This window comes from Sphingopyxis sp. 22461 (assembly GCF_052044915.1).
In the GTDB taxonomy this organism is placed as follows: Bacteria; Pseudomonadota; Alphaproteobacteria; order Sphingomonadales; family Sphingomonadaceae; genus Sphingopyxis.
This window is the reverse complement of the sequence record NZ_JBQENY010000006.1, coordinates 162,026-186,197: the sequence shown is the minus strand read 5'-3', so window position 1 is coordinate 186,197 and position 24,172 is coordinate 162,026. Positions and strand designations below refer to the sequence as shown.

General features: G+C 63.1%; 17 protein-coding genes. 8 read left to right on the top strand and 9 right to left on the bottom strand.

Going from position 1 to position 24,172, the window contains the following annotated elements; genetic code table 11:
* Positions 1–29: 29 nt before the first annotated feature.
* From ACTJI5_RS11720 to ACTJI5_RS11695, 6 genes are all read right to left on the bottom strand, one after another.
* Positions 30–2,186, bottom strand: a complete 2,157-nt coding sequence (locus ACTJI5_RS11720; protein ID WP_440860442.1) for a TonB-dependent receptor — start codon at positions 2,184–2,186, stop codon at positions 30–32.
* A gap of 130 nt (positions 2,187–2,316) precedes the next feature.
* Positions 2,317–3,096, bottom strand: a complete 780-nt coding sequence (locus ACTJI5_RS11715) for an enoyl-CoA hydratase-related protein (RefSeq protein ID WP_440860441.1) — start codon at positions 3,094–3,096, stop codon at positions 2,317–2,319.
* Between the two features lie 31 nt (positions 3,097–3,127).
* Positions 3,128–4,678: an acyl-CoA synthetase gene (locus ACTJI5_RS11710; RefSeq protein WP_440860440.1), complete on the bottom strand. Its 1,551-nt coding sequence runs from the start codon at positions 4,676–4,678 to the stop codon at positions 3,128–3,130.
* A gap of 52 nt (positions 4,679–4,730) precedes the next feature.
* A complete protein-coding gene (locus ACTJI5_RS11705) occupies positions 4,731–5,228 on the bottom strand; it encodes a DUF4442 domain-containing protein (RefSeq protein WP_440860439.1) in 498 nt (165 codons plus the stop codon).
* 29 nt (positions 5,229–5,257) lie between these two features.
* The gene (locus ACTJI5_RS11700) at positions 5,258–7,498 is read right to left on the bottom strand and encodes an SDR family NAD(P)-dependent oxidoreductase (RefSeq protein ID WP_440860438.1); all 2,241 of its coding nucleotides are present in this window, start codon (positions 7,496–7,498) and stop codon (positions 5,258–5,260) included.
* A gap of 29 nt (positions 7,499–7,527) precedes the next feature.
* Complete coding sequence (locus ACTJI5_RS11695; RefSeq protein ID WP_440860437.1) at positions 7,528–8,670, bottom strand: acyl-CoA dehydrogenase family protein; 1,143 nt, start codon at positions 8,668–8,670, stop codon at positions 7,528–7,530.
* Positions 8,671–9,392: 722 nt separating this feature from the next.
* Here ACTJI5_RS11695 and ACTJI5_RS11690 point away from each other — a divergent pair.
* The 8 genes from ACTJI5_RS11690 to ACTJI5_RS11655 all read left to right on the top strand — a co-directional run bounded on the left by ACTJI5_RS11690 (position 9,393) and on the right by ACTJI5_RS11655 (position 20,716).
* Positions 9,393–10,004: a hypothetical protein gene (locus tag ACTJI5_RS11690; RefSeq protein ID WP_440860436.1), complete on the top strand. Its 612-nt coding sequence runs from the start codon at positions 9,393–9,395 to the stop codon at positions 10,002–10,004.
* Complete coding sequence (locus ACTJI5_RS11685; protein WP_058539052.1) at positions 10,001–10,747, top strand: HAD-IIB family hydrolase; 747 nt, start codon at positions 10,001–10,003, stop codon at positions 10,745–10,747. The genes ACTJI5_RS11690 and ACTJI5_RS11685 overlap by 4 nt, the downstream gene beginning before the upstream one ends.
* Positions 10,748–10,944: 197 nt before the next feature.
* A complete protein-coding gene (locus tag ACTJI5_RS11680; protein ID WP_440860435.1) occupies positions 10,945–13,215 on the top strand; it encodes a glycosyltransferase family 4 protein in 2,271 nt (756 codons plus the stop codon).
* Positions 13,216–13,227: 12 nt separating this feature from the next.
* The gene (locus tag ACTJI5_RS11675) at positions 13,228–14,508 is read left to right on the top strand and encodes a glycoside hydrolase family 130 protein (protein WP_439514081.1); all 1,281 of its coding nucleotides are present in this window, start codon (positions 13,228–13,230) and stop codon (positions 14,506–14,508) included.
* Positions 14,509–14,576: 68 nt separating this feature from the next.
* Positions 14,577–16,727 (top strand): catalase, encoded by a 2,151-nt coding sequence (locus tag ACTJI5_RS11670; RefSeq protein WP_440860434.1) that lies wholly within the window; start codon positions 14,577–14,579, stop codon positions 16,725–16,727.
* A 12-nt stretch (positions 16,728–16,739) separates the two neighbouring features.
* Positions 16,740–17,972 carry an NAD(P)/FAD-dependent oxidoreductase gene (locus ACTJI5_RS11665; protein ID WP_440860433.1) on the top strand — a complete coding sequence of 411 codons (1,233 nt, stop codon included), beginning with the start codon at positions 16,740–16,742 and terminating at the stop codon, positions 17,970–17,972.
* A 366-nt stretch (positions 17,973–18,338) separates the two neighbouring features.
* Positions 18,339–19,817 carry a flavin-containing monooxygenase gene (locus ACTJI5_RS11660; RefSeq protein WP_440860432.1) on the top strand — a complete coding sequence of 493 codons (1,479 nt, stop codon included), beginning with the start codon at positions 18,339–18,341 and terminating at the stop codon, positions 19,815–19,817.
* Between the two features lie 26 nt (positions 19,818–19,843).
* A complete protein-coding gene (locus tag ACTJI5_RS11655) occupies positions 19,844–20,716 on the top strand; it encodes an SDR family NAD(P)-dependent oxidoreductase (protein ID WP_440860431.1) in 873 nt (290 codons plus the stop codon).
* On the opposite strand, the gene ACTJI5_RS11650 is transcribed toward ACTJI5_RS11655, so the two are convergent.
* From ACTJI5_RS11650 to ACTJI5_RS11640, 3 genes are read right to left on the bottom strand one after another with little or no spacing between them, the layout of a single operon-like run.
* The gene (locus ACTJI5_RS11650; protein ID WP_440860430.1) at positions 20,713–22,185 is read right to left on the bottom strand and encodes an FAD-dependent oxidoreductase; all 1,473 of its coding nucleotides are present in this window, start codon (positions 22,183–22,185) and stop codon (positions 20,713–20,715) included. The two genes, ACTJI5_RS11655 and ACTJI5_RS11650, sit on opposite strands and share 4 nt — an antisense overlap.
* Positions 22,182–23,228 (bottom strand): 4-hydroxy-2-oxovalerate aldolase, encoded by a 1,047-nt coding sequence (dmpG, locus tag ACTJI5_RS11645; protein WP_440860429.1) that lies wholly within the window; start codon positions 23,226–23,228, stop codon positions 22,182–22,184. The genes ACTJI5_RS11650 and dmpG overlap by 4 nt, the downstream gene beginning before the upstream one ends.
* Positions 23,225–24,169 (bottom strand): acetaldehyde dehydrogenase (acetylating), encoded by a 945-nt coding sequence (locus ACTJI5_RS11640; protein WP_440860428.1) that lies wholly within the window; start codon positions 24,167–24,169, stop codon positions 23,225–23,227. Before ACTJI5_RS11640 ends, dmpG begins: the two co-directional genes overlap by 4 nt.
* Positions 24,170–24,172 lie beyond the last annotated feature (3 nt).

Below are 24,172 nucleotides of genomic sequence, written 5' to 3'. Positions count from 1 at the left end.
GGAGATCGGCCGCGCCTCGTTTCGGTGCGTCAGAAGCTGACCGCTACCTCGCCACCGATCACGCGCCCCTTGTTGAGTGGCGAGAAGCTGGCGCCAACCCCGCCAAAGGCCGCCGGGAGCTGTACATCGCTTCCAATCGTGGCCTCGTTCAGCAGGTTGCGGCCATAGATGGAGAATTTCCAGTGGTTGTCCGCTGTCGCGAGCGTCAGGCTCGCATCGAGCATGTCCGCACCCTGGAGGAAACCCTGATTGTTATCGGTGAAGGCTGCCTTGTCACGATGGTTGTAGCTTACCCGCGCGGTCGCCGTACCCAGAGAACCGAGGCGCTGGTCGTAGGTCAGGCCGGCGCCATAGGTCCAGGGTGACAGGCGAGGCAGTTTGAGTCTGCGATCGACGCCGTCGATCACGCCGTCGCCGCTGAGGTCAAACTGGACATTGCGGTATTGGCCGTCGACATAACCGACCTGGCCCGACAGCGCGAGGTTCGGGAGGATGAAGAACAGCCCCTCGGCCTCGATCCCCTTGATCGTCGCATCGGCGGTGTTGCGGATCACCTGGCTTGCGCCGAGCGGCCCCGGCAGGACGATCTCGCGCTGCAGATCCTTGATCCGGTTGTAGAAGCCCGCAACATTGATCCGGTTGCGACCGAACTGCTGCTTCACGCCAAGTTCGAAACTGTCCTGCACTTCCTGGTCGAACGGCCCCGGCGGTACGTTCGGATCGGTGTTGCGCAGATTATAGCCGCCGCTGCGAAAGCCGCGGGTGTAGACGCCATAGACCTGCGTATCGTCGCCGGGTTGCCATTGCAGGCCGATCTTGGGAGTGAAGCCCTTCCATTTGTCGCTGTCGGCGAAGTTGGTCGTGCAGATGATCGTATCGAGATTGCAGCCATTGGGCCGGAGCGTCGACACTTGCACGGCCTTGCGCTCCCAGGTGTAGCGACCACCGAGGTTCAGCGTCAGCGTCTCGCTCAAATGCCAGTCCGCCGAAGCGAACACACCCCAGGTCGTCTGATCCTGAGCGCCGCCACCGGAGACGATCTGCCGGCCACCAAGCAGCGTGCGGCGCTCGCCATAGCGAATATCCTGCGTGAAATAATAGAGGCCCGTCGTGACATCGACATCACCGAATTTTCCGGCATAGCGCAGTTCGTCGCTGAGCTGGCTTTGTGCGATCTCGATGTCGGCATGGAAGAGCGACAGGGGCGTGGCATCGATGTCGGATGACGCGGAGGACCGATAGCGCCGATAACCCGCTATATTGGTGATGACGCCCTCGCCGAAGCGGACGTCGACATTGGTCTCGGCGCTCGCCTGATCCCATTTGTTGTCGTAAAAACCGCGATTGTTGACCGAGAAGTCGAAGCTGTCGCGGCGGAACAGTCCATGATTTTGGCCTGCGGGGCCGTCGCCCTTGGTTTCGCCATGCTCATAGCGAATATCCATGCGGAAATCCTCGCCGCCCCGGATCGATAGGGCGGGGCGGATAATCAGATCCTTCGCCTTGCCAAAGCTCTTGCCGTCGAAGCGATTGCGGAACCAGCCATCGTCGTCGCTGTAATAGACCGCGAGTTTTGCTGCCACGACATCGTCGACAATCGGCCCCGTCACAACGCCGCTGACGGTCTTTTTGAGGCCGGTCTCGACCGAAGCCTTGCCCCGGAATTCAAGATCGAAGCTCGGCCGCGACGTGCGGACGACGACCGCGCCGCCGGTGACATTGCGGCCGAAGAGCAGGCCTTGCGGGCCGCGCAGCACTTCCAGTCCCTCGAGGTCGAAATTGTCGAACACGACCCCCGCATTGATGCCGAGATAGACGCCATCGATGAAGACGCCGACCGTCGGGTCGATCGACGGGATCGAACTGTTGATGCCAAGCCCGCGGATCGAAAAATTCGCATAGCCGGGCGTCGAGCCAACATCTTCGAGCTGGACGTTGGGAACATCATAGCTCAGGCTTTGCAGATTCTGGACAAACTTGGCGTCGAGCTGCGCCTCGCCATAGGCGGTCACCGCGATCGGCACATCCTGGACATTCTCGCCATAGCCTTTCTTGGTGGCGGTCACGATGATCTCGTCGGCGAGCGCGCTGGTCGATCCTTGCGGGGCCGGATCGGTTCCGGTTTGCGCGAATGCAGTCCCAGGACACAGTAGCGATGCGCTCGCCAGCAGCCAATATTTCCTCATGAGCAATATCCTCTCCCTCAATATTTTGTTTTTCGAGGTTGAGTGTCGTGCGCCGGGTGCAAGGCGTCCAATTCAAACTGCTACTGAGTTATTCCTGACAGTCATATCGCGACATTGGATCGCGGCAATCTCATGCGCCGCAGAAATTCGGCGAGCGACGTTCGCGAAAAGACGTCACGCCTTCCCGGAAGTCCCTGGTCTGGGCAGCGGCGTGTTGGTCGAGTCCCTCCATCGCGAGCGTCTCGGAAAAGCTCTGATTCAGCGCGGCGCGCATGCCGTGCCGGATAAGCCGGTACGACGTTGTCGCACCCTTGGCGAGCCGATCCGCCAGCGTGCGGGCGGTTCCGGCAAGTTCTTCATCGTCGACACAGGCATGGATCATGCCCCAGTCGCAGGCCTGGTCGGCACTGATCTTTTCGCCGAGCAACAGCATTCTGCCCGCGCGCTGGAGGCCGATCAGCCTTGGAATGATCCAGGTCGCCCCGGCATCGGGCACGAGTCCGATATTGGCGAACGACTGGTAGAAATAGGCAGAGCGGGCCGCGACGACGAAATCCCCGTACAGGGCAAGCGAACACCCCGCGCCCGCCGCCGGCCCGTTCACCGCGGTAACGATGGGAATGGGGAGGTTTGCGAGCTTCTCGAAGGCGGGATTGAGCTGCTCGACGAACATTTGGCCTATGTCGCGGGCGAACGCATCCAGATCCATCTCCTGAAGGTCGGCGCCGGTCGAAAACCCGCGCCCGTTGCCCGTGAGCAGCAGGCAACGCGCGCCTTCTTCCACCACCCGATCGAGTTTGGCCGACAAATCGTCGATCATATCGAACGTCAGGGCATTCAACCGGTCGGGGCGATTGAATGTGATCGTCGCGACGTCGCCGTCGAGCGCGTACAGAATGGCATCAGACATAGTTGCATTTCGCTTTCGGCATGGGGGTGGCTCAGGCCGCGTCCTGTTTCGTCCAGTAGGGCGCGCGCAATTCGGTTTTCAGCACCTTGCCCGCTGCCGAAAGCGGTAGCGGTTGTTCGCGAACCTCGCATGAGCGCGGGCATTTATAGCCGGCGATCAGCGTCTTGCAGTGCGCGATCAACATATCGAGGGTTAGGGATTCCCCGGCGCGCGGGACGATGATCGCATGCACGCGCTCGCCCCATTGATCGTCGGGCACGGCAATCACCGCGCAATCCGCAACGGCGGGATGTTTTAGCACCGCATTCTCGACCTCGGCGGAAAAGACATTTTCGCCGCCCGAGATGATCATGTCCTTGACCCGGTCGACGATGAACAGGAAGCCGTCGGCATCCATATAGCCGGCGTCGCCGGTCAGCACCCAATGGTCGATGATGGTCGCGGCAGTGACCTCGGGTTTGTTCCAATATCCCATCATGATATTGGGGCCGCGAACCCAGACTTGGCCGACCTCGCCGCGCGCCAGTTCGCTGCCGTCGTCCGCGGCGACTTTCACATCGATCCCGGGGAGCGCATGGCCGACCGAGCCGAGTTTGGACATGTCGCCGTCCAGCCGTTGATATTCGGGAGAGAGGACCGTCGCTCCCGGCGACAGCTCGGTCTGGCCATAGCCGTGAAAAAGCTGCGCATCGGGCAACGCCGCGATGGCGCGGCGCAAAATCGGTTCGGGCATCGGCGCGGCGCCATAGACAAGCGTCCGGATCGACGACAGGTCGCCGCCATGCTCGTCGCAATGATCGAGCAGCATTTTCACCATCGTCGGAACCAGCAGGATATCGGTGATCCGGTCGGCCGCGATCGCATCGCAGACGAGGGCAGGAACAAAGCCGGGGATGATCGAATGGGACCCGCCGAAAAATGTGGTGGAGAACATCATGGCTGCCGCCGCCATATGAAAGAGCGGGGGGGCATGTAAGGTGATGGAGTGACGACCGGGTCGCGTGATCGCGCCCATCGACTGCACGCTGGAGATAAGCCCCGCGTGGCTCAGCATGACACCCTTGGGGAACCCCGTCGTCCCGCCGGTATACATGATCGCCGCCAGCGCCTCGCCGCCGTGCCGCAGGTCCTCGATCGGGGCGGCCTCGGCGATCAGCCGCTCATAGTCCTGCGCCCAGTCGGGAGATATGCCTTCGCCAGCGTAAATAAGATGGCGCAGCGACGCAGCCTCATCGCGCAACGCCGCCGCCTGATCGGTGAAGCTGTCGTCGAACAGCAATACCGACGGCGTCGAGTCGTCGAGCGAATAGAGGATTTCCGCCATGCTCCAGCGCGTGTTCACCGGGACCGCGACGGCGCCGATCCAGAACAGCGCATAATAATGTTCGACATAGCGATCCGAATTATGCGCCAGCATCGACACCCGGTCGCCCGGCCCCACGCCCAGTGCACGGAGCGCCCCGGCAAGCCGGGCGACGCGGTCGCCAAATTCACACCAGTTTCTTTTGCGGCCCTGGAACGATGTCGCAGTGCCACTGCCGTTGATCTGAACCGATCGGTGAACGCCTTGAGTCAGGTACATATAATTCCTCTCCACAGCCGCTCTTATGGCGGTCCGTCATTCCAACCGGTCGCTACATTCCGGCGCGGCCCAGCCGCACGTCCGCTTTGGCAGGGCGCAGGGGGCGCACGACATAGACGGCTTCGGTCACCGCCACTGTTGCACCGCCGTCGTCCCGAACGACGGCGTGAAGGTGAAACGTCGCATCCTGTCCGTCCCCCATCATCTGTTCGATCCGCCGGGCCTCGCGCTCGTCGAACAGGGCTTCGGCGACGATCGCCGACCGGGCCGGGCGCTGGAAATCGATCGAGACCGACTGGACGGCACCGTACATTTTGTCCAGTTGCTCCAGGCCGAAAATGGCCATGACCACCAGACCGCCCAGAACCTCGGCCGCGGCCCATTGCAAAGCTGCATGGACGGTGTTCAGGTGGTTGCCATTCTCGCGGTTCAGCGGGATGCGCACCCGATAGATGCCGTCACGCACCGATTCCACGGTCAGGCCGGCATGCTCGTAGATCGGGAAGATCCGCCGCAGGGCGGCTTCCACTTCAGTCTCGCTGGCGGCCATTTCCATCTCCTGTCCTTGACCCATGCGGATCATGTCACATTACCCGCGAGCCGTCTTGCCTTGGCCTTGTCGTACTGATCAGGATCGATCACCGAGAGTTCGCTAAGCTTGTTCGACGCCATCACGTCGCCGCCCACCTTCATCTGTCCGCCGAAAAAGAGCTTCTGGACGTCGGCGAGCGGGGCGGTCACGACGGTATGCAGCAGGTCCGCGTCGAGTTCGATCGTGCAGTCGGCCTTGTCGGCGATGCCTTCGCGAACGGCATCGGCCCCGGTCTTCAGATCGAGCACCCAGTGGGATTCGGGGTTGTTGAGCTTGAACTGAAAGGCGGTGTCGACCTTGGCGGCAAGCTCGGGGTGTCCCGCGACATGATCGGCGATCACAGCGAACACGTCCTGCGGGATAACCTTGTCGGGTTGGACCGCAGCCGTCGCGTTGGCGTCTTCACTCGCAGCCTTCGGCTTGCGAACCGGAATCTCGTCATAGAATTCGACCACGGCATTTTTGATCACGACCTTGCCGCGTTCCTTGACGCTCGTCTCGACGATCACGCGATTGTCGGCTTCCTTCCACATCTTTGTCACCAGCGTCTCGCCGGGGAAGACCGGCTCGGCGAAGCGCACCTTGATGCTCTTGAACTTGCGCGGATCATTGCCGAGCATAGCCTTCACCACATGGCGGCCGACATGGCCGAAGGTGCAAAGGCCGTGCAAGATCGGCTTGTCATAGCCGAACGCCTTGGCGAACGCGGGGTCGGCGTGGAGCGGGTTCCAGTCGCCCGACAGGCGATAGAGCAAGGTCTGGTTGGCATCGGTCGCTTCCTCGACGATGGCGTCGGGCTCGCGCGCCGGTGGCACATTAATGTCTGCCGAGGGGCCGCGCTCGCCGCCCCAGCCGCCCGCGCCCCTCACGAAGGACGTCATCTCGTTATAGACGATTTCCTCGCCATGCTCGTCGACCGTGCTGACGCCGAACACGACAACGGCGTGGGGATCCTTGTCATAGGCTTGCTTGAACTTGAAGATATGCTTGAGCTTCGCCGATTTGGGGAGCGGCCCGCGCACTTCGGTATATTGCTCGCCGTGAAGCACGCGGTCGAAACCATAGCTCATCCCCGGCAGCTTCAGCCCCCCGTCCTTGGCCAGCGCCAGCATCGCGTTCGATTGCGGCATCACGCCCCAGGTCGGCAGCGCATGGAAATCGCCGAGCTCATAGACGAACTTGCGCTCGTCATCGTCCATCGGATCGCGCGCGGCGCCAACGCCCAGCGCATAGATGGCGAGGTCGCGCTCGTCATAGGCGGATTCGAGGACCAGCTCCTCGCGCATCGCGACATCGAGATCGATGAATTCATTGCCGCCGAGCGTCTTTGTGTTCACCGCCTGCATCACCGCGGTGAAGGTGTCGTTGACGGTCACGGGATGTTCGGCGTCGGCGAAATCGCTGATCTTGTTCCATTGCCGGGCGATATCGTCGGGTGTGAAGGCGCGATCGGTGCCGAAGCTGTAGCCGCGGGTGCGTTCCCAGCGCAGCTTGGAGATATAACCCGCGCCGACCTCGAACAGCCCCTTGGTTTCGGTGCAGCTCTCATGCGCGAGCCATCCGACCAGCGGGCTGACCGCCTCGGGCTTGAGATTGGCGAGAAATTCTTCGGGAAAGGCGGTTTCGGTGAGGCGTGAGGCGGCGATCGGCGCGATCGTATTGACGAGGATATTCTTCGCGCGCCCTTCTTCGGCCAGCGTGTTGGCCAGGCCATAGATGCCAAGCTTCGCGGCCGAATAATTGGCCTGGCCGAAATTGCCATAGATGCCGGCCGCCGAGGTGGTCATCACGATGCGACCATAGGCCTTTTCGCGCAGAATCGGCCAGGCGGCGTGGGTGACGGCCTTGGTCCCGTTCAGATGAACGCGCACGATCAGATCCCAGTCGGCGTCGGTCATCTTCGCAAAGCTCGCATCGCGCAGGATGCCCGCGTTATTGACGAGAATGTCGACCGTCCCGAACGCATCGAGGGCGGTCTGGACGATCTTCGCGCCATCCTCGACCGAGTCATAATTGGCGATGGCGTCGCCGCCCAACGCCTTGATCTCCTCGACCACGGCATCGGCCGCGGCGGATGATTTGCCGCCGCCGGCGATGTCGCCGCCCAGATCGTTGACGACGACCTTCGCGCCGCGCGCACCGAACATCAGTGCATGCTGGCGGCCAAGCCCGGCGCCCGCGCCGGTGATGATGACGACCTTGTTATCGAAACGGAGTTGTTCAGTCATTTTTCTGTCCACTTGCTTATAGGGGCGCGTCAAAGCGAGCGCGCGATGATGGTCTTCATGATTTCGCTGGTGCCGCCAAAGATGCGGCCGACCCGAACATCGGCGTAGAGCCGCGCGATGGGATATTCGGTCATATAGCCATAGCCGCCGAACAGCTGCAGGCACTCGTCGATGACCTGACATTGCTGCTCGGAAATCCAGAGTTTCGCCATCGCCGCGGTGGCCGCGTCGAGCTCGCCGGCCAGCAGTCGAACGATCATCTGATCGACGAAGGTCCGCGCGACGCTGGCGACCGTGGCGCATTCGGCCAGTTTGAACTGGGTGTTCTGGAATTCGAAGAGCGGCTTGCCGAACGCCTTGCGCTCCCTGGTATAGGCCGTCGTCATGCGGACCGCTTCTTCGATGTGGATCGCGCCCATGATCGCCAGTTGCAGCCGCTCCCACGCGAGCTGGATCATGAGCTGGGTAAAGCCCTGGCCTTCGACGGTGCCGAGCAGGTTGCCCATGGGCACGCGAACGCCATCGAAGAACAGCTCGGACGTGTCCTGCGCGCTCATTCCGATCTTGTGGAGATTGCGGCCGCGGCGAAACCCCTGCGCCTGATCGGCGTCATCGGCTTCGACGACGATGAGCGACAGGCTTTTCGCCCCCGCTTCGCTGCCGGTCCGCGCGACGACGATGACAAGGTCGGCATTCTGGCCGTTGCTGATGAAGGTCTTGGACCCATCGATCATATAGTGACCGCCATCGCGTTTCGCAGTCGTGCGGACCGCTTGCAGATCGGACCCGGTACCCGGCTCGGTCATCGCGATCGCGCCGATCTTCTCGCCCGACGCCAGCGCCGGCAGCCACCGCAGCTTCTGCTCCTCGGTGCCATAGGACAGGATATAATGCGCGACGATGCCGGCATGCACGCCGACCCCGCCGCCGAGGCCGCCCGTCAGGCCGGCCCGGGCCATTTCCTCGAAGATGACGATGTCATGGGCGTAGGTACCGCCCGCGCCGCCATAGGCTTCGGGGATGCTCGCACAGAGTAGCCCCGCTTCGCCCATCTTGCGCCACGACGCTCGATCGACAATGCCTTCGGCTTCCCAGCGTTCGCGCTGCGGCACCATCTCCTGCGCCAGAAAGCGCGACGCAGCATCGCGAAGCAGCGACAACTCTTCATTCATCCAAGGGGAATTGCTTCCGGACATTCAGCTCTCCAAATCCATCGCCTTTGTCCGCCGTCGTGACAGCAGGTGCGATTGGGCTCGAGGGTGTTGGAAAGCTCGGCGACGGTCCAATTCATTCTAATGAGATCATATGCCTATCAGGAATATTGGAACCGCTAGCGCCCATGGACATTGGCCGGGCGCGCTTCGAGTTAATTGGGAAAGCCGGCCGACGACCGTTCTGATTGATGCGCCAAATTTCCGGATCGCGCCTAGCAGCAGCAGCCCTGCTGATGACGCACGCGAGGCCGAGGCCGACGCGATTGAGAAGCAGCGCGGTGCGCAAGGTGTCCGACGGGGGCGCTGAAGCGGCGATATCGCCAAAATGGGGGCTGGAAAGTTAGGCCGGCCGTCCGTAACCGGCCATAGCCCGCCTGCAATGGGCATCCCACCACTGCCGCAAAAGGGCTCCGCTACCGCGAAGCCCTCTCATCCTCTGCGTTCATGACCAAAGGAAGCCCCATCGACTTTCCGGGTCGCGTGGAAAGCCTCTGCCGATCGAGGCTAGGCCTATTCTGCGGGGAGTCGAGTCATATGAGCGGCCACCCGCCGGTCATCGCAATTATAAATTCACGCTCATTGTATTTGGAGCCCTGCAACCCCACCTCCATGGCATCGCCCGCTTCCACCGCGTGCCGGCGACTGAGAGACCACTGCGCTCCCGCTAAAGGAGCTAAGCTATGGACCTCAATCAACTTCTCCACCACCATCAGATGGCCTTGATGGCCGTCAGCCAGGGACGACACGATGGGCAGGCGATGCCCAGTTTCGACCTGCCGCGTTATTATGCCAAACGCATCAACGAATATCGCGAGCGTCGCGGACTGAGCGGCGACGCCGAGGCCATTGCCGATCTTGCCATACCATCCACGGACGCGGTCGATGCGCAGGGCGGTTTGGTCGGTGATGTGCTGATCGCCGAATTGCTGATGGCAAAGACATTCGAGAAGGCGAAAGGCCAGCATCCATCTGGGGCGGTTGACGGAGCGGACGGTCGGCCGCTCGACATTCGCGCCACCCTGCTGGCCGTCGGGCGCGACTTTTATAGCTCCCTGGGTGTGGAGGATGGCGCTCTCGCAGCCGCAATCGACGAGGCGGCGTCGCGCTCGGCGTGGGAAGACGAGGGAGGGAGCCTGCGCCCGCCGGCCGACGACGAGGATGGCATCATCCGGACCTATGTCGAACAATTCGCGGTGGGGACCTATCGCTATTCGAACCTTGTCGACGCCAAAGCCTCCGTGCGGCGACAGCGCGAGGCGGCAAGAGTCGAAGCCGGACAGACGCCTGTATGAAGCGGCTGATCGCTTTCGATCTCGACGGGACGCTCGCCGAGAGCAAGCAGCCGCTCGATAACGCGATGGGAGACGCACTTGCCGACCTCATGGGTGTTGCCGAGGTTGCTATAATCTCGGGCGGCGACTGGCCGCAGTTCGACAAACAGGTGGCGACGCGCCTTCCCGAGCGTGCGGACCGTGCGCGGCTGTGGCTCATGCCGACGACCGGCACCAAGCTTTACACCTTCCGTTCGGGCGCGTGGCAGGCGCGCTATGCCGAAATCTTCGCCGACGAAGAGAAGCAGCGCATATTCGAAGCCTTCGATGCGGCGCTTCGGGCGACCGGGTTCGTTCCCGAAGCCGTCTGGGGAGAACGGGTCGAGGATCGGGGGAGCCAGATCACATTCTCGGCATTGGGTCAGGAAGCGCCGATCGATGCCAAGGAAAAATGGGATCCCGATTTCGCGAAGCGCAAGGTGATCCAAGCCGACCTTCGCCAACGTCTGCCGGGTCTGTCGATCAATATGGGCGGCGCTACGTCGATCGATGTCACGCGCGAAGGCGTCGACAAGGCCTATGGCCTGACGAAGCTGAGCGACGAAAGTGGTATCGAACTGGGTGCGATGCTCTTCATCGGCGATGCGATATTCCCGGGCGGCAATGACTATCCGGCCAAGGCGCTGGGACTGGACACGATCTCCGTTCGCGATCCGGGCGAAACGCTTGCGATTATCGAAATCATCGTCGCCTGTCTGAGGTGAAAATGTGGCCGCGACATTCGGCCGGCGTGACCGGGATTGCCCCCTACGGCTACCGGCGAGGTGCGTGCCAAGGGGAACAAATGCGCCGCTGAATTGTTCTGTTTCGAGATGTCTGCAGTCTGTTGCGCGTCTCGAAACAACCGAAAACCTGTTGGGTGAGGCCTTCTGTCACATCATTTTTTGGAAGGTAATTGCCTGTGTACGAAACGCTCGATCGCACATCGTTCAATGAAGGCCAGGAGGCGTGCCAAACGCTCCGGCCGGAAGCATTGGCTACCGCCCGGCTCGCTCTTGTCGGCGGCTTTCTTCCCAGGCGCTGCGGCATCGCGACCTTCACGGCGGACATTCGTTCGTCGCTTGGCGAAGCTGCTCCCGACCTCGCGGTCGACGTCTATGCGATGGCGCCCGCGGCCGTCCCGACCATTTTCGATCGGGTCGTTCGCGGCGTCATAACCGAAGGTGACGCGGCCAGCTTTGTCGAAGCGGCGCGGCAAATCGAGGCGAGCCGCGCCGACATTGTATGGCTGCAGCACGAGTTCGGGCTCTTCGGCGGACTGGCGGGCGATATGATCCTCGAACTGGTGGATCGGGTTTCCGCACCCCTGATCATCACCCTTCACACCGTGCTCGCCGAACCCGACGCCGATCAGCGCCGTGTCATGGACCGTCTGATTGCGCGCGCGACCAAGCTGGTCGTCATGTCCGAGCGCTCGCGCGATCTGCTGCGGACTATCTATCGCGCCGATGAAGAGCAGATCGCTTTGATTGCGCATGGCGTTCCCGACCGGCCCTTCGGCCGCGCGTCGCAGTTCAAGCCGCGGTTCGGGTTCGAGGGTAAAGGCGTCGCGCTGACCTTCGGGCTTTTGTCGCCAGGCAAAGGGATCGAGGCGGTCATCGAGGCGTTGCCCGCGATCGTCGAGGATCATCCGGATTTCCTCTATTGTATCGCCGGGGCCACGCACCCCAATCTTCTGGCGCATGAAGGCGAAGCCTATCGCGAACGGCTTCAGGCGCTTGCCGTCTCGCTCGGCGTCGAAGTGCATGTCCGCTGGATCGATGCATTCATGGAGACTGGCGAGCTCCTCGACCTGATCGAGGCGGCCGACATTTATGTGACGCCTTATATCGGCGCGCAGCAGTCGACCTCGGGCACGCTCTCCTATGCAATGGCGCTCGGCAAGGCCGTCATCTCGACGCCCTATGTCCATGCCGTCGAATTGCTCGCCGACGATCATGGCGTGCTGGTGCCCTTCAACGATAGCGGGGCGATCGCGAACGAGATCAAATATCTGCTCGGCGATCCCGAGAGGCTGCTCACGCTGCAGAAGCGCGCTTATGCGCGCAGCCGTGACATGATCTGGCCAGTCTTCGCGGCGCGGACCCACGCATTGATCGAAGAGAACCGCGTCGTGCCGAAGGCAACGCCAATTCCGGATCGGATCGGCGTCGAAGGCCTTTTGCGCATTTGTGACGACACCGGCATTCTGCAGCACAGCATCCACATGATTCCGGACCGCGCGCACGGCTATTGCGTCGATGACAATGCCCGCGCGCTGATGTTGATGCATCGGCTGGACGACGATGCGCTCCGTCAATGCGGGCAATTGACCTCGGTCTTCGCTTCTTTCGTCCAGCATGCCTGGAACACGGACAGAGGCGAGTTTCGCAACTTCATGGGGTTCGGACGGAACTGGCTTGAGGACGTCGGCTCGGAGGATAGCTGTGGGCGAACCCTCTGGGCACTTGGCGCGACGGCGCGCGAGGCGCGCGATCCCGGTTTACGCCAATGGGCGCGTGAACTGTTCGAGCGGACGGCCCCCTCCGCGCTGGAGTATAATTCGCCGCGCGCGATCGCTTTCGCGATGCTCGGTGCCGATTATATGCTGTCGGGCGATCCCCGGCATGGGCCTGCGAACCGGATATTGCAGCGAGGCGCTGATCGGCTGCTCGCGCTGTATAACGCGGCGGCACGTCCCGATTGGCATTGGTTCGAACCCGTTCTCGCTTACGACAATTGCCGCTTGTCCGAGGCAATGCTGCGCGCAGGCGTGCGGCTGGAGCGTGCGGATGTCATCGCGTGCGGGGTCGAGACGCTGCGGTGGATCAACGATGTCCAGATTTCGCCCCGCGGTCATTATCGCCCCGTCGGTTCCGACAGCTTCGGTCGTGCCTATGAACTGCCCCAGCCCTTCGACCAGCAGCCACTCGAGATCTGGGCCGCGATCGATGCCGCGTCGGCGGCCTATGACGTCACCGGCGACGACATCTGGCTGGCGCACGCGCGGCGTGCGTATGAATGGTTCGGCGGGTGCAACGACCGCGGCATGATTGTTGGCGATGCGCTCACGGGCACCAGCAAGGACGGGATAAATCCGCGCGGCCTCAATCTGAATGAAGGCGCAGAGTCGGTTCTCGCCTATCAGCATGCGACCTATGCCATTCGGGATTTCGTCCGGCAGGTCGGCTGAAAGGAAGATCATTTGCATTTGATCCAGCATGAACTGCGTCTGCACGCAGACCCGACGCGCGTCGTCGTGCGACCCTTTCATCTGGCCTGGCAGGCGTCGGGCCCCGATCTCGAACGCGTGCAGCGGCTGGCGCGCGAGATCGTTGAATTCGATCCCCGGACGGTGCGCGCCGAACTCGGCGTCGTGCTGCGCGATTTCGCCGACCGGCACTGGCAGATCGAGAAGGTGTTCGAGGATCGCTTTGACGAAATAGAACCCAAGCTCGGCCTCGAAGGTCTCGCCCTCAAACGCGAAATGCGGCTCCTGATCGGCGCCTATTTCTGCCACGAATATAGCTTTGCGGCGGCAGCGCTGATGAACCCCAGTGTCGTGCGCCACCCCGACCAGAGCGGGCTGCAGGAGGGGAGCATCCGTATCCTGCTGTCGCTGCGCGCGGTCGGCGAGGGGCATATTTCGACCATAGCCTTTCGCGAGGGCATCATCACCTGCGATCGCGAGCTGACGCTGTTGCCGCAGCCGGCCTTCGCCACCGCGGCGATGCTTGGTCCGCACCGCAACGACAAACCGGAAGATGTCGTCTCGCTCTACCGGCAGAAGGATAATACTCTGTCGGGAACCGTGATCTTTCCAATTACGGAGGCGCAGCGCAACGGACTCGAAGATCTGCGGCTGGTCGAGTTCGAGCGCGACAGCGGCAACAGCGAGTGGATCGGAACCTACACGGCCTACAGCGGCCGCGACATCCAGTCCGAGTTGCTCCGCACGCGAGACTTCAAAGATTTCACGCTCACCCCGATCAAGGGCAAGGCTGGGCGCAACAAAGGCATGGCACTCTTTCCGCGCAAGATAGACGGGCAATTCTGCATGATCGGGCGGCAGGACGGCAAGAACCTATATCTGCTGCGATCCGACACGATCGATCGATGGGAGGAGGGCGAGTTGCTGCTCGAACCGCGCTTTCCGTGGGAGCTCGTCCAGATCGGAAATTGCGGGGCGCCCATCGAGCTTGACGAGGGCTGGCTGGTATTGACGCATGGCGTCGGGGCGATGCGCAAATATGCGATCGGGGCGATGTTGCTCGACAAGGAGGATCCGTCGAAGGTGATCGGCCGGACCCCCAATCCGATCCTCTCCGCCGCTGACGAGGACCGCGAGGGCTATGTTCCCAACGTTGTCTATACGTGCGGAGCGATCCGCGTCGGCGACGATATCTTCCTGCCTTATGGCGTGGCCGACAGCTCGGTGTGCTTTGCGTTTGTCGCGATTTCGGAAATTCTGGCGGCAATGGCCTAGGCCCACGCAACATATGGCGATGCGGCGGATTGTAGCAGTGTCGCCTTCCGCGGCTGAAGGAACGATCGATGCCGAAAGCTCCGCCACCGTCCCCCGCGAATGACCATGAGCTTCGCGAGCACCAACCGGGCGCAGGCCAGCCCAAGATCGAGGCGAGCCGCGGGAATGGTGACGAGCTGCACCAGAATGTGGCAGCGGGCGGGAGCCCAACGGATGCGTCTTTTCTGACCGACAATTTCGGTCACCGCATTTCCGACAACCAGAATTCGCTTCGCGCCGGAGAGCGCGGGCCGACGCTGCTCGAGGATTTTGTCCTCCGCGAGAAAATCTTCCATTTCGACCATGAGCGCATCCCCGAGCGGATCGTCCACGCGCGCGGTTCGGGCGCGCACGGCGTATTCGAATGCACCAAGGCGATTTCCGGGCTGACCAAGGCGTCGATCTTGCAGAAGGAGGGCGCGACCTGCCCGGTCTTCGTCCGCTTCTCGACCGTTGCCGGCGGCGCCGGGTCGGTCGACACCCCGCGCGACGTGCGCGGCTTCGCGGTCAAGCTCTACACCGACAGCGGCAATTGGGATCTCGTCGGGAACAATATCCCGGTCTTCTTCATCCAGGACGCGCTGAAATTTCCTGACCTTGTCCACAGCGTGAAGATGGAAGCCGATCGTGGCTATCCGCAGGCGGCGAGCGCGCACGATACCTTCTGGGACTTTATCGGGCTGATGCCCGAGGCGATGCACATGATCATGTGGGCGATGTCCGACCGCGCGATTCCGCGCAGCCTTCGCATGATCGAAGGCTTCGGCGTCCACACCTTCCGCTTCGTCAATGAAAAGGGCGAGGGAAAATTCGTCAAATTCCACTGGAAGCCGCTGCTCGGACTCCAGTCGACGACATGGGACGAGGCGGTCAAGATTGCGGGTGCCGATCCCGATTTCCATCGCCGCGACCTGTTCGAGGCGATCGATGCGGGCGACTTTCCGGCGTGGGATCTCGGCGTGCAGGTGTTCGACGAGGCGTTCGCGAAAAAGCAGCCCTATGACGTGCTCGACGCGACCAAGCTGATTCCCGAAGAAGATATCCCCGTCGAGATCGTCGGCCGCATGACGCTCAACCGCAATGTCGACAATTTCTTTGCCGAAACCGAACAGGTCGCTTTTCTGCCCTCGAACATCATTCCCGGGATCGATTTCAGCAATGATCCACTGCTGCAGGGCCGGCTATTCTCCTATCTCGACACCCAGAAATCGCGGCTGGGGACGACCAATTTCCACCAGATCCCGATCAATGCGCCCAAATGCCCGTTCCACAATTTCCAGCGCGACGGGATGATGCAAACGCTCGTGCCAACCGGGCGCGCCAATTATGAGCCCAATAGCTTAGCTGAAGCAGGCGAAAATGGCGGCCCGCGAGCGAGCGCCGAAACGGGCTTCACGACCTTCACCGCCAACGACGAGCGGAACGACCCAGCGCAGAAGCTGCGTATCCGCGCCGAACTTTTCGCCGATCATTTTACTCAGGCGCGGCTCTTTTATCTGTCGCAGACCGAGAATGAGCAGGCGCATATCGCCTCGGCGCTGGTGTTCGAGCTGTCGAAGGTCACGCTCGATCATGTTCGTGCGCGCGTCGTCGGCCAACTCCGCAACATCGACGAGGATCTGGCGATGCGCGTCGCCGTCGGCCTCGCGATCGATCTGCCGGCCAAGGAAAAGGCGGCGCGACCGCCAGTCGAGCTCAAACCCTCTGACGCGCTCTCGATCCAGAAGAATGCCGACGACACGATGGAGGGCCGCAAGGTCGCGATCCTGTTTGCCGAAGGGTCGGACAAGGCGGCGATCGACAAGCTGAAAGGCGCGATCGAAAGCGCCGGCGGCACCGCCTTTCTCGTCGCGCCGAAGGTCGGCGGGATCAAGGTCAAGGGCGGCACGCTCAAGGCCGACGGCCAGCTCGCGGGCTCGCCTTCGGTGCTGTTCGACGCCGTCGCCTCGATCCTGACCGACGAACAGGCCAAGGCGCTATCGGCGCAGGGTGCAGCCGTCCAGTGGTTCATGGACGCCTATGGGCATTGCAAGACCATCGCCCATGATGAAGCGACGCAGCTATTGCTCGACAAGGCGGGGGTTGAAAAGGACGGCGGTGTCGTTGCGATCGACAAATTTGAAAGCGTGGGCACACGGCGCCATTGGGCACGCGAAGCCAAGGTGCGCGATCTTGCCTGATCGCCATTTTTGGTGAGCCGGGCATCGGCTACCCATCATCGTGACCTCCGGACCGGCCAGTCGATCTGGTCGGCGCGGCGCCGTCCCGCTATCGCCGCACAGCCGCTGACACGGGACATCGCGTGCGACGTGGTCGTCGTTGGGGCCGGCGTATCGGGCGCGCTGATCGCGGAAGCGCTGTCGGACGCGGGGCTCAACACCGTCATCGTCGATCGCCGGGGCCCGGCCGAAGGATCGACCGCCGCGTCGACCGCGATGCTGCAATATGAGCTCGATACGCCGCTCTCCGTGATGGCCGAGCGGATCGGTCGCGAGAAGGCCGAACGCATCTGGCGCCGCTCGCGCCAATCGGTCGATGCACTGCGCGAACGGACCGAACGGCTGGACCTCGCCGTCGATGGCGCGACGCGCGGTTCGATCTATCTCGATGGCGATGTGCTCGACGCGGGCGGTCTCGCGATCGAGGCCGACGCCCGGCGACGCGCTGGCTTCGAGGTCGAGCTGCTCAAGCCCGCTGCCGTGCAGGAGCGCTACGGGATCAAGGGACGTCACGCGCTGATCGGCTTCGGCAATTACTCCGCCGATCCGCGTCGTCTCACCGCGGGTTATCTGAACGTCGCGCTGGCGCGCGGCGCCCGGCTCTATTCGCCAGTCGATATCTGCGACATAGTGCCCACGGGCGATGGTGTAACTCTGGTGTCGGCTCGCGGACCAGCTATTCGCGCGCGCCATGCCGTGATGGCGACGGGCTATGAGATGATGAAAGGCATCCCACGCAAGGGAAACAAGATCATCTCGAGCTGGTCGATCGCGACCCGCCCGCAGCCCCGCGCCATCTGGCCGACCGCCGCGATGATATGGGAAGCCGCCGATCCGTACCTGTACATCCGGACCACCCCACGCGGAGAAATCATTTGCGGCGGCGAGGATGAGGAAATCGGCGATGCGGAGCTCCGCGATGCCAAGCTTCCCGACAAGGCAGCGACGTTGTCCCTAAAGCTTGCGGCTTTGCTGCCGGGAGTCGACGCCACGCCCACTTATAGCTGGGCCGGCAGCTTCGGTGACAGCCCGGTGGGGACACCGACCATCGGCCGCATCCCGGGCATGCCCAACTGCTATGCCGCGATGGGGTATGGCGGGAATGGCATCACCTTCTCGATGATGGCGGCCCAGATTTTGCGCGGCTTGATCTGCGGCTACGGCGACCCGGACGCGGATTTAGTCAGCTTCCATCGGAAGTTCTGACCGCAGAGATATTCGCCCGTCGGGTGATATCCGCTTTCCGCACCTGTCTCCCCTATGCCTATCGTCCGTAGCCGGCCCATAACGGAATTGGCTGCCCATCTTTTCACAGCTTCGCGATATGAGACGATCTCAATGTCTTTGACGCACTCGGCCGCTCCAACAGAGGAGCGTTACCAAGTGCCATTGAGTGAAGCAATTATTCGGCAAGCCGACCCGCGCCTAAAGCCCCACAAGATCTCCGACGGTGGCGGACTCGACACGCGCTTCTGTTCACGCTGCTCCCGATCTCGTCCATTTGAGTGATGTGGGCGCCCGGCAGCGGCCGTAGGGAATGGGGCAAGAGCAATCGGAAAACTGGAGTGGATAGTGGAGCGCAATCTGGACCTGCGATATGTCGTCATCGGCGCGGGCATGTCGGGGATATTGGCGGCGATCCGGCTGCGCGAGGCGGGCTATCGCAACGTCACGCTTCTCGAAAAGGCGCACACGATCGGCGGCACCTGGCGCGAAAACCGCTATCCGGGGCTCAACTGCGACGTTCCCGCGCACGCCTATACCTACAGCTTCGCGCCCAATGCCGAATGGAGCAGCTATCTGGCGCCGGGTCCCGAGATCCAGGACTATTTCGAAGATGTGACCGATCGTTTCGGCCTGCGCGAGGTCGCGCATTTCGGGCAGGAGGTCGATAGCTGCACCTATGACGATGGGGTGTGGACCATCACGACCAAGCCGGGGATGACCGTCGAGGCCGATGTCGTCATCACCGCGACGGGCGTCCTTCATCATCCGCGGATGCCCGAGATCGAGGGGCTCGACAGCTTCGCCGGCACCGTCGCGCACAGCGCGCGCTGGGACGATGCGATCGCGCTCGACGGCAAGCGCATCGGCGTCGTCGGCAGCGGTTCGACCGGGGTCCAGCTCGTCTCGGCGCTCGCCGGGCGCGCGGGCAAGCTCGGCCATTTCCAGCGCTCGCCGCAATGGATCATGCCGATGCCGAACACGCCTTATTCCGAGGAGCAGCGCGAGGCGTTCCGCCGCGACCCGGCGCTGATCGACGCGGTTCGTTACGATCCCGACTATCAGGCGAATGTGCTGCGTTTCACCGCGGGCATCATCAAGCCCGACAGCGAAGAGATGCACATTATCGAAACGATCGTGCGCGACAATCTGGAACAGGGCGTCGCCGACCCGGTGCTTCGCGAGCGGTTGCGCCCGAATTACCGCGCAGCGTGCAAGCGGCTGATCTTCTCGCCCGACTATTATCAGGTCGTGCAGCAGCATGACGTCGACATCGTGATCGAGGGGATCGAGCGCGTCGAGCCGCAGGGTATCCGGACGAGCGACGGCGTGCTCCACGAACTCGACCTCATCATCCTCGCGACGGGTTTTCACGCCGACCGCTTCATTCGCCCCGCGGTCGTGACCGGGCGCGGCGGCGCGTCGCTCGACGACATGTGGGCGAAACACGCGACCGCTTATAATGCGATCTCGCTCCCCGATTTCCCGAACTTCTTCTTCCTCAACGGGCCGACGGGGCCGGTCGGCAATTTCTCGCTGATCGACGTCGCCGAACGTCAATGGGGCTATATCGAGCAGCTCCTCGACAAGGTGACGAGCGGCGAATGCGACGAAATCTGCGTCACGCCCGACGCCATGACGCGTTATGACGACGCGCGGACCGAGGCCGCCAAAGGCACGATCTTCGCCTCGGGCTGTTCGAGCTGGTATCTGGGCAAGGATGGCGTGCCGATGACCTGGCCGTGGAGCTATGGCCATTTCGCCGATGTGATGGCGAAGCCCGTTTTCGCCGATTTCGAGATGGTGAAGGCCGAAGTTGCCGCCTGAAGGCGACGCCCAATAGGGAGAGTGACATGGCAAATCCGGCAATCGCCGTCGTGACGGGCGCCAGCCGCGGCGCGGGCAAGGGCATTGCGATCGGTCTCGGCGAAAAGGGGATGACGGTCTATGTCACCGGCCGCAGCAGCGATCGCAGCGATGCGACGGGGTGGGACGGCGCGCCGCTCGCGGGAACGATCCATGAAACCGCCGCGGCGGTGACAGCAGCGGGTGGCAAGGGCATCGCGGTCGCTTGCGACCACGCCGACGATGCGCAGGTCGCGGCGCTTTTCGAACAGGTACGCAAGGATTCGGGGCGGCTCGACATCCTCGTGAACAACGCCACCTATATCCATCACCAACTCATCACGCAGGCGCCCTTCTGGGAAAAGGAGCTTGCGGCGGTCGAAATCCTCAACGTCGGGCTGCGCTCGGCCTATGTCGCGAGCTGGCACGCCGCCGCGATGATGGTCGAGCAGAAATCGGGGCTGATCGCTTTCACCTCTTCTTTTGGCGCGAGCTGCTATATGCACGGCGCGGCCTATGGCGCGCAAAAGGCGGGCGTCGACAAGTTCGCGCACGACATGGCGGTCGATTTCCGCCCGCATGGCGTCCGCACCGTCTCGATCTGGCTGGGGCCGCAGATCACCGAGCGCGCGCTGGGCGCGGCCGAAGTGCACAAGGAGCAATATGAAGGCTTCATGGCGATGGCCGAGATGCCGCAGTTCACCGGGCATATCATCCACGCGATCGCCGGTGACCCCAAGGGTGACGAACTGTCCGGGCACACCGTCATTGGCGCCGAGATCGCGGGACGCTATGGCATCACCGACCGCGGCAAGACGCCGCCGTCGCACCGCGAGATGCTGGGCAGCCCGCGCGATCCGAACCCCGCGATCGTCTATTAGTCGGGCGTAGCAGTTGCCGCCTGCCGCCCCGCCATGCGCCCGAAAAAGGTGCAGTCGGCGAGGCTGAGACCCGAGCTATAGCCATGCCCCCAGCGCGGGAGGCCCGACGTCGCGCGGCCCGCGGCATAGAGGCCGGGAACGATGTTTCCGGCACGATCGAGCACCTCGCCCGACGGGCGGGTGTTGAGGCCGCCAAGCGTGAAGAAGGAAAAGAAGCTGGTGCGGATGTTGAGCTCCAGCGCCGCAAAAGGTCCTTCGTCCAGCACTTTCAACCATTCGGACGCCTTGTTGAAGACCGGGTCATGGCCTTCGGCGGCGTAGCGATTGAAGGTGTGGACGGTCGGCGCCAGTGTGTTTTCGGGCAGGCCGAGCTCGCGTTCGACCTCCTCCCAGCTGTCACCCACCGCGGCAATCTCGATCCGCGCAAGATCGAGCGGCCGCGCAAAAATCGCGTTGTCGACGAGCAGGAAGACGCGATCGCCGGGCTGGTCGAGCATCGTCCGGCTGACGCGCCCGTGATAGCAGTCCTCGTTGATGAAACGCTGCCCGCGCTCGTTGACGAAAATGCCCTTCACGAGGCTTTCGGGCATAATCCACGGGCAGGTCGTGAAAAACTCGTCCATGTGGATCGCGTCGCCGCCGACGCCCATACCCATCAAGATGCCCGAACCATTGTCGTTCTCGCCGATCGGGTTCGCGAGGCGCAGCGTTTGCGGCGCGTGGCGGCGGAGCATGTCGTCGTTCATGCAGAAACCGCCGGTGGCGAGGATCACGCCCTTGCGCGCGCGAATAAATCGCGGCTGGCCGTCGAGGCGGACGACCAGGCCGGTTACGCGGGCGTCGGTGTCGACGACGAGCGACAGCACGCGCGCATCGCATTGAACGTCGACGCCGAGCGCGCGAACCCGCGCTTCGAATATGTCCATCAGCTTGCGCCCGCCGCCCCAGCCCATGAACTGGATCGTATGTCCGCGCGGCGCGGGTGTCGCGGCTTCGGAAAAGGGCCACGCCGCCTCGCTGCCCGACCAGATCAGCGTGTCGTCTTCGGCCGGCTCGATGATCTTGCCGGGCAGGAAGCTGCCCTTGTAGGGGACGCCCTGATCCTTGAGCCATTGATAATGGCTGAGGCTTTCGCGCGCATAGAGCGCGACCTTGGCGGCATCGGCATCGGGGCCGCCCGCCATCATCAGATAGGCTTCGAGCGCTTCGGTCGTGTCGGTAAAGCCCGCGTCGCGCTGCGCATCAGTGCCGCCGCCGCCGCCGAGATAGATTTCGCCGCCCGAAAGCGCCGAGGCGCCGCCGCTTCCCGACGCCGCCTCGAACAGCGTCACCGTGGCGCCGGCCCCGGCCGCCTCGATCGCCGCGCAGGCGCCCGCGGCGCCGAAGCCGACGATCGCGACATCGGTTTCGGCGTCCCAGCGCTCGACCTGTTCGTGAGGAAAGGGGCGAGCGGCGGAGAAGCCCGTCATGCGGCGGTCTCGCGCGCCTTCAGCATGTCGAGCGCGACGTCGACGATCATGTCTTCCTGCCCGCCGACCATCTTGCGGCGGCCGAGCTCGACGAGGATCGTGCGCGTGTCGAGACCATAGGTTTCGGCTGCCTTTTCGGCGTGACGCAGGAAGCTCGAATAGACGCCCGCATAGCCGAGCGCGAGCGTTTCGCGGTCGACGCGGACCGGGCGATCCTGAAGCGGACGCACCAGATCCTCGGCGGCGTCCATCAGCGCATTGACGTCGCAGCCATGGTTCCAGCCCTTGCGGTCGGCGGCGGCGACGAAGACCTCGAGCGGCGCGTTGCCCGCGCCCGCGCCCATGCCGGTCAGCGAGGCGTCGATGCGCACCGCGCCTTGCTGCGCCGCGACGATGCTGTTCGCGACGCCGAGCGACAGATTGTGGTGCGCGTGCATGCCGCGCTGCGTTTCGGGCTTGAGCACGCGGTCATAGGCTTCGAGCCGCGCCTTCACCCCGTCCATGTCGAGCGCGCCGCCGCTGTCGGTGACATAGACGCATTCGGCGCCATAGCTTTCCATCAGCAGGGCCTGGCTCGCGAGCGCTTCGGGCTCGATCATATGGCTCATCATCAGGAAGCCCGCGACGTCCATGCCGAGGTCGCGCGCGATGCCGATATGCTGCTTCGACACATCGGCCTCGGTGCAATGCGTCGCGACGCGCACCGAACGGACGCCGAGGTCATAGGCGCGGCGAAGTTCCTCGACCGTGCCGACGCCGGGCAGGATCAGCGTGGTGAGCACCGATTTGGTGAGCACCGATGCGACCGCTTCCAGCCATTCCCAGTCGGTGTGTGCGCCGAAGCCATAGTTGAAGCTCGCGCCGCTCAGGCCATCGCCATGCGCGACCTCGATCGCGTCAACCCCCGCGTCGTCGAGCGCCTTGGCGATCGCCTTCACCTCGGCGATGCCATACATATGGCGGATCGCGTGCATCCCGTCGCGCAGCGTGACGTCCTGGATATAGAGCTTGTCGCCCGCCTCGACGTTGAATTGCGCGCTCATGCCGTCACCTTCTTTCCGTCGCGAATACGCTCCGCCAGCAGCTCGCCGGTCGCCTTGGCGGCGGCGGTCATGATGTCGAGATTGCCCGAATAGGGGGGCAGGTAATCGCCCGCGCCCTCGACCTCGAGCAGGATCATCGTCTTGATGCCCGTAAACTCGCCGCGCCCGGGAATCTTGAGCTTGTTGTTGTCGCCGAAGCGTTCGAACTGCACTTCCTGCTTGAGCCGGTAGCCGGGCACATAGGCCTGCACCTTCTTGACCATCGCCTCGACGCTGGCACGGATCGTGTCCTCGTCGGCGCCTTCGGACAGGGTGAACACCGTATCGCGCATGATCATCGGCGGTTCGGCGGGATTGAGGATGATGATCGCCTTGCCCTGCGCTGCGCCGCCGACCTTTTCGATGGCTCCGGCAGTGGTGCGGGTGAACTCGTCGATGTTGGCGCGGGTGCCGGGGCCCGCCGAGCGCGACGAGACCGACGCGACGATCTCGGCATAATGGACGGTCGCGACATGGCTGACCGCGGCGACCATCGGGATCGTCGCCTGTCCGCCGCAGGTCACCATATTGACGTTGCCGGCGTCGAGGTTGTCCTCGCCGTTGACGGTCGGGATCGTATAGGGGCCGATCGCGGCGGGGGTCAGGTCGACGACCTGCTTGCCGTCGGCGCGCAGCGCGGCGTCGTGCAACTTGTGTGCATAGGCGCTGGTCGCGTCGAACACGATGCCGATCTCGGGATAGACGTCCATGGCCTTGAGCCCGTCGATGCCTTCATGCGTTGTCGCCACGCCGCGTTCGCGCGCGATCGCGAGTCCTTCGGATTTTTCGTCGATGCCGACGACCGCGACCAGTTCCATATTTTGCGGATATTTGATCATCTTGATCATCAGGTCGGTGCCGATATTGCCCGAACCGATGATCGCTGCCTTCACGCGGGTCATGGG

What these genes read in the sequence shown, in the direction of transcription:
- dmpG (WP_440860429.1), bottom strand. Translation starts at nt 23,228, where the DNA reads ATGAGCGCGCAATTCAACGTCGAGGCGGGCGACAAGCTCTATATCCAG.
- ACTJI5_RS11685 (WP_058539052.1), top strand. Translation starts at nt 10,001, where the DNA reads ATGAAGCGGCTGATCGCTTTCGATCTCGACGGGACGCTCGCCGAGAGC.
- ACTJI5_RS11650 (WP_440860430.1), bottom strand. Translation starts at nt 22,185, where the DNA reads ATGACGGGCTTCTCCGCCGCTCGCCCCTTTCCTCACGAACAGGTCGAG.
- ACTJI5_RS11705 (WP_440860439.1), bottom strand. Translation starts at nt 5,228, where the DNA reads ATGGCCGCCAGCGAGACTGAAGTGGAAGCCGCCCTGCGGCGGATCTTC.
- ACTJI5_RS11690 (WP_440860436.1), top strand. Translation starts at nt 9,393, where the DNA reads ATGGACCTCAATCAACTTCTCCACCACCATCAGATGGCCTTGATGGCC.
- ACTJI5_RS11715 (WP_440860441.1), bottom strand. Translation starts at nt 3,096, where the DNA reads ATGTCTGATGCCATTCTGTACGCGCTCGACGGCGACGTCGCGACGATC.
- ACTJI5_RS11640 (WP_440860428.1), bottom strand. Translation starts at nt 24,169, where the DNA reads ATGACCCGCGTGAAGGCAGCGATCATCGGTTCGGGCAATATCGGCACC.
- ACTJI5_RS11655 (WP_440860431.1), top strand. Translation starts at nt 19,844, where the DNA reads ATGGCAAATCCGGCAATCGCCGTCGTGACGGGCGCCAGCCGCGGCGCG.
- ACTJI5_RS11700 (WP_440860438.1), bottom strand. Translation starts at nt 7,498, where the DNA reads ATGACTGAACAACTCCGTTTCGATAACAAGGTCGTCATCATCACCGGC.
- ACTJI5_RS11670 (WP_440860434.1), top strand. Translation starts at nt 14,577, where the DNA reads ATGCCGAAAGCTCCGCCACCGTCCCCCGCGAATGACCATGAGCTTCGC.
- ACTJI5_RS11720 (WP_440860442.1), bottom strand. Translation starts at nt 2,186, where the DNA reads ATGAGGAAATATTGGCTGCTGGCGAGCGCATCGCTACTGTGTCCTGGG.
- ACTJI5_RS11710 (WP_440860440.1), bottom strand. Translation starts at nt 4,678, where the DNA reads ATGTACCTGACTCAAGGCGTTCACCGATCGGTTCAGATCAACGGCAGT.
- ACTJI5_RS11695 (WP_440860437.1), bottom strand. Translation starts at nt 8,670, where the DNA reads ATGAATGAAGAGTTGTCGCTGCTTCGCGATGCTGCGTCGCGCTTTCTG.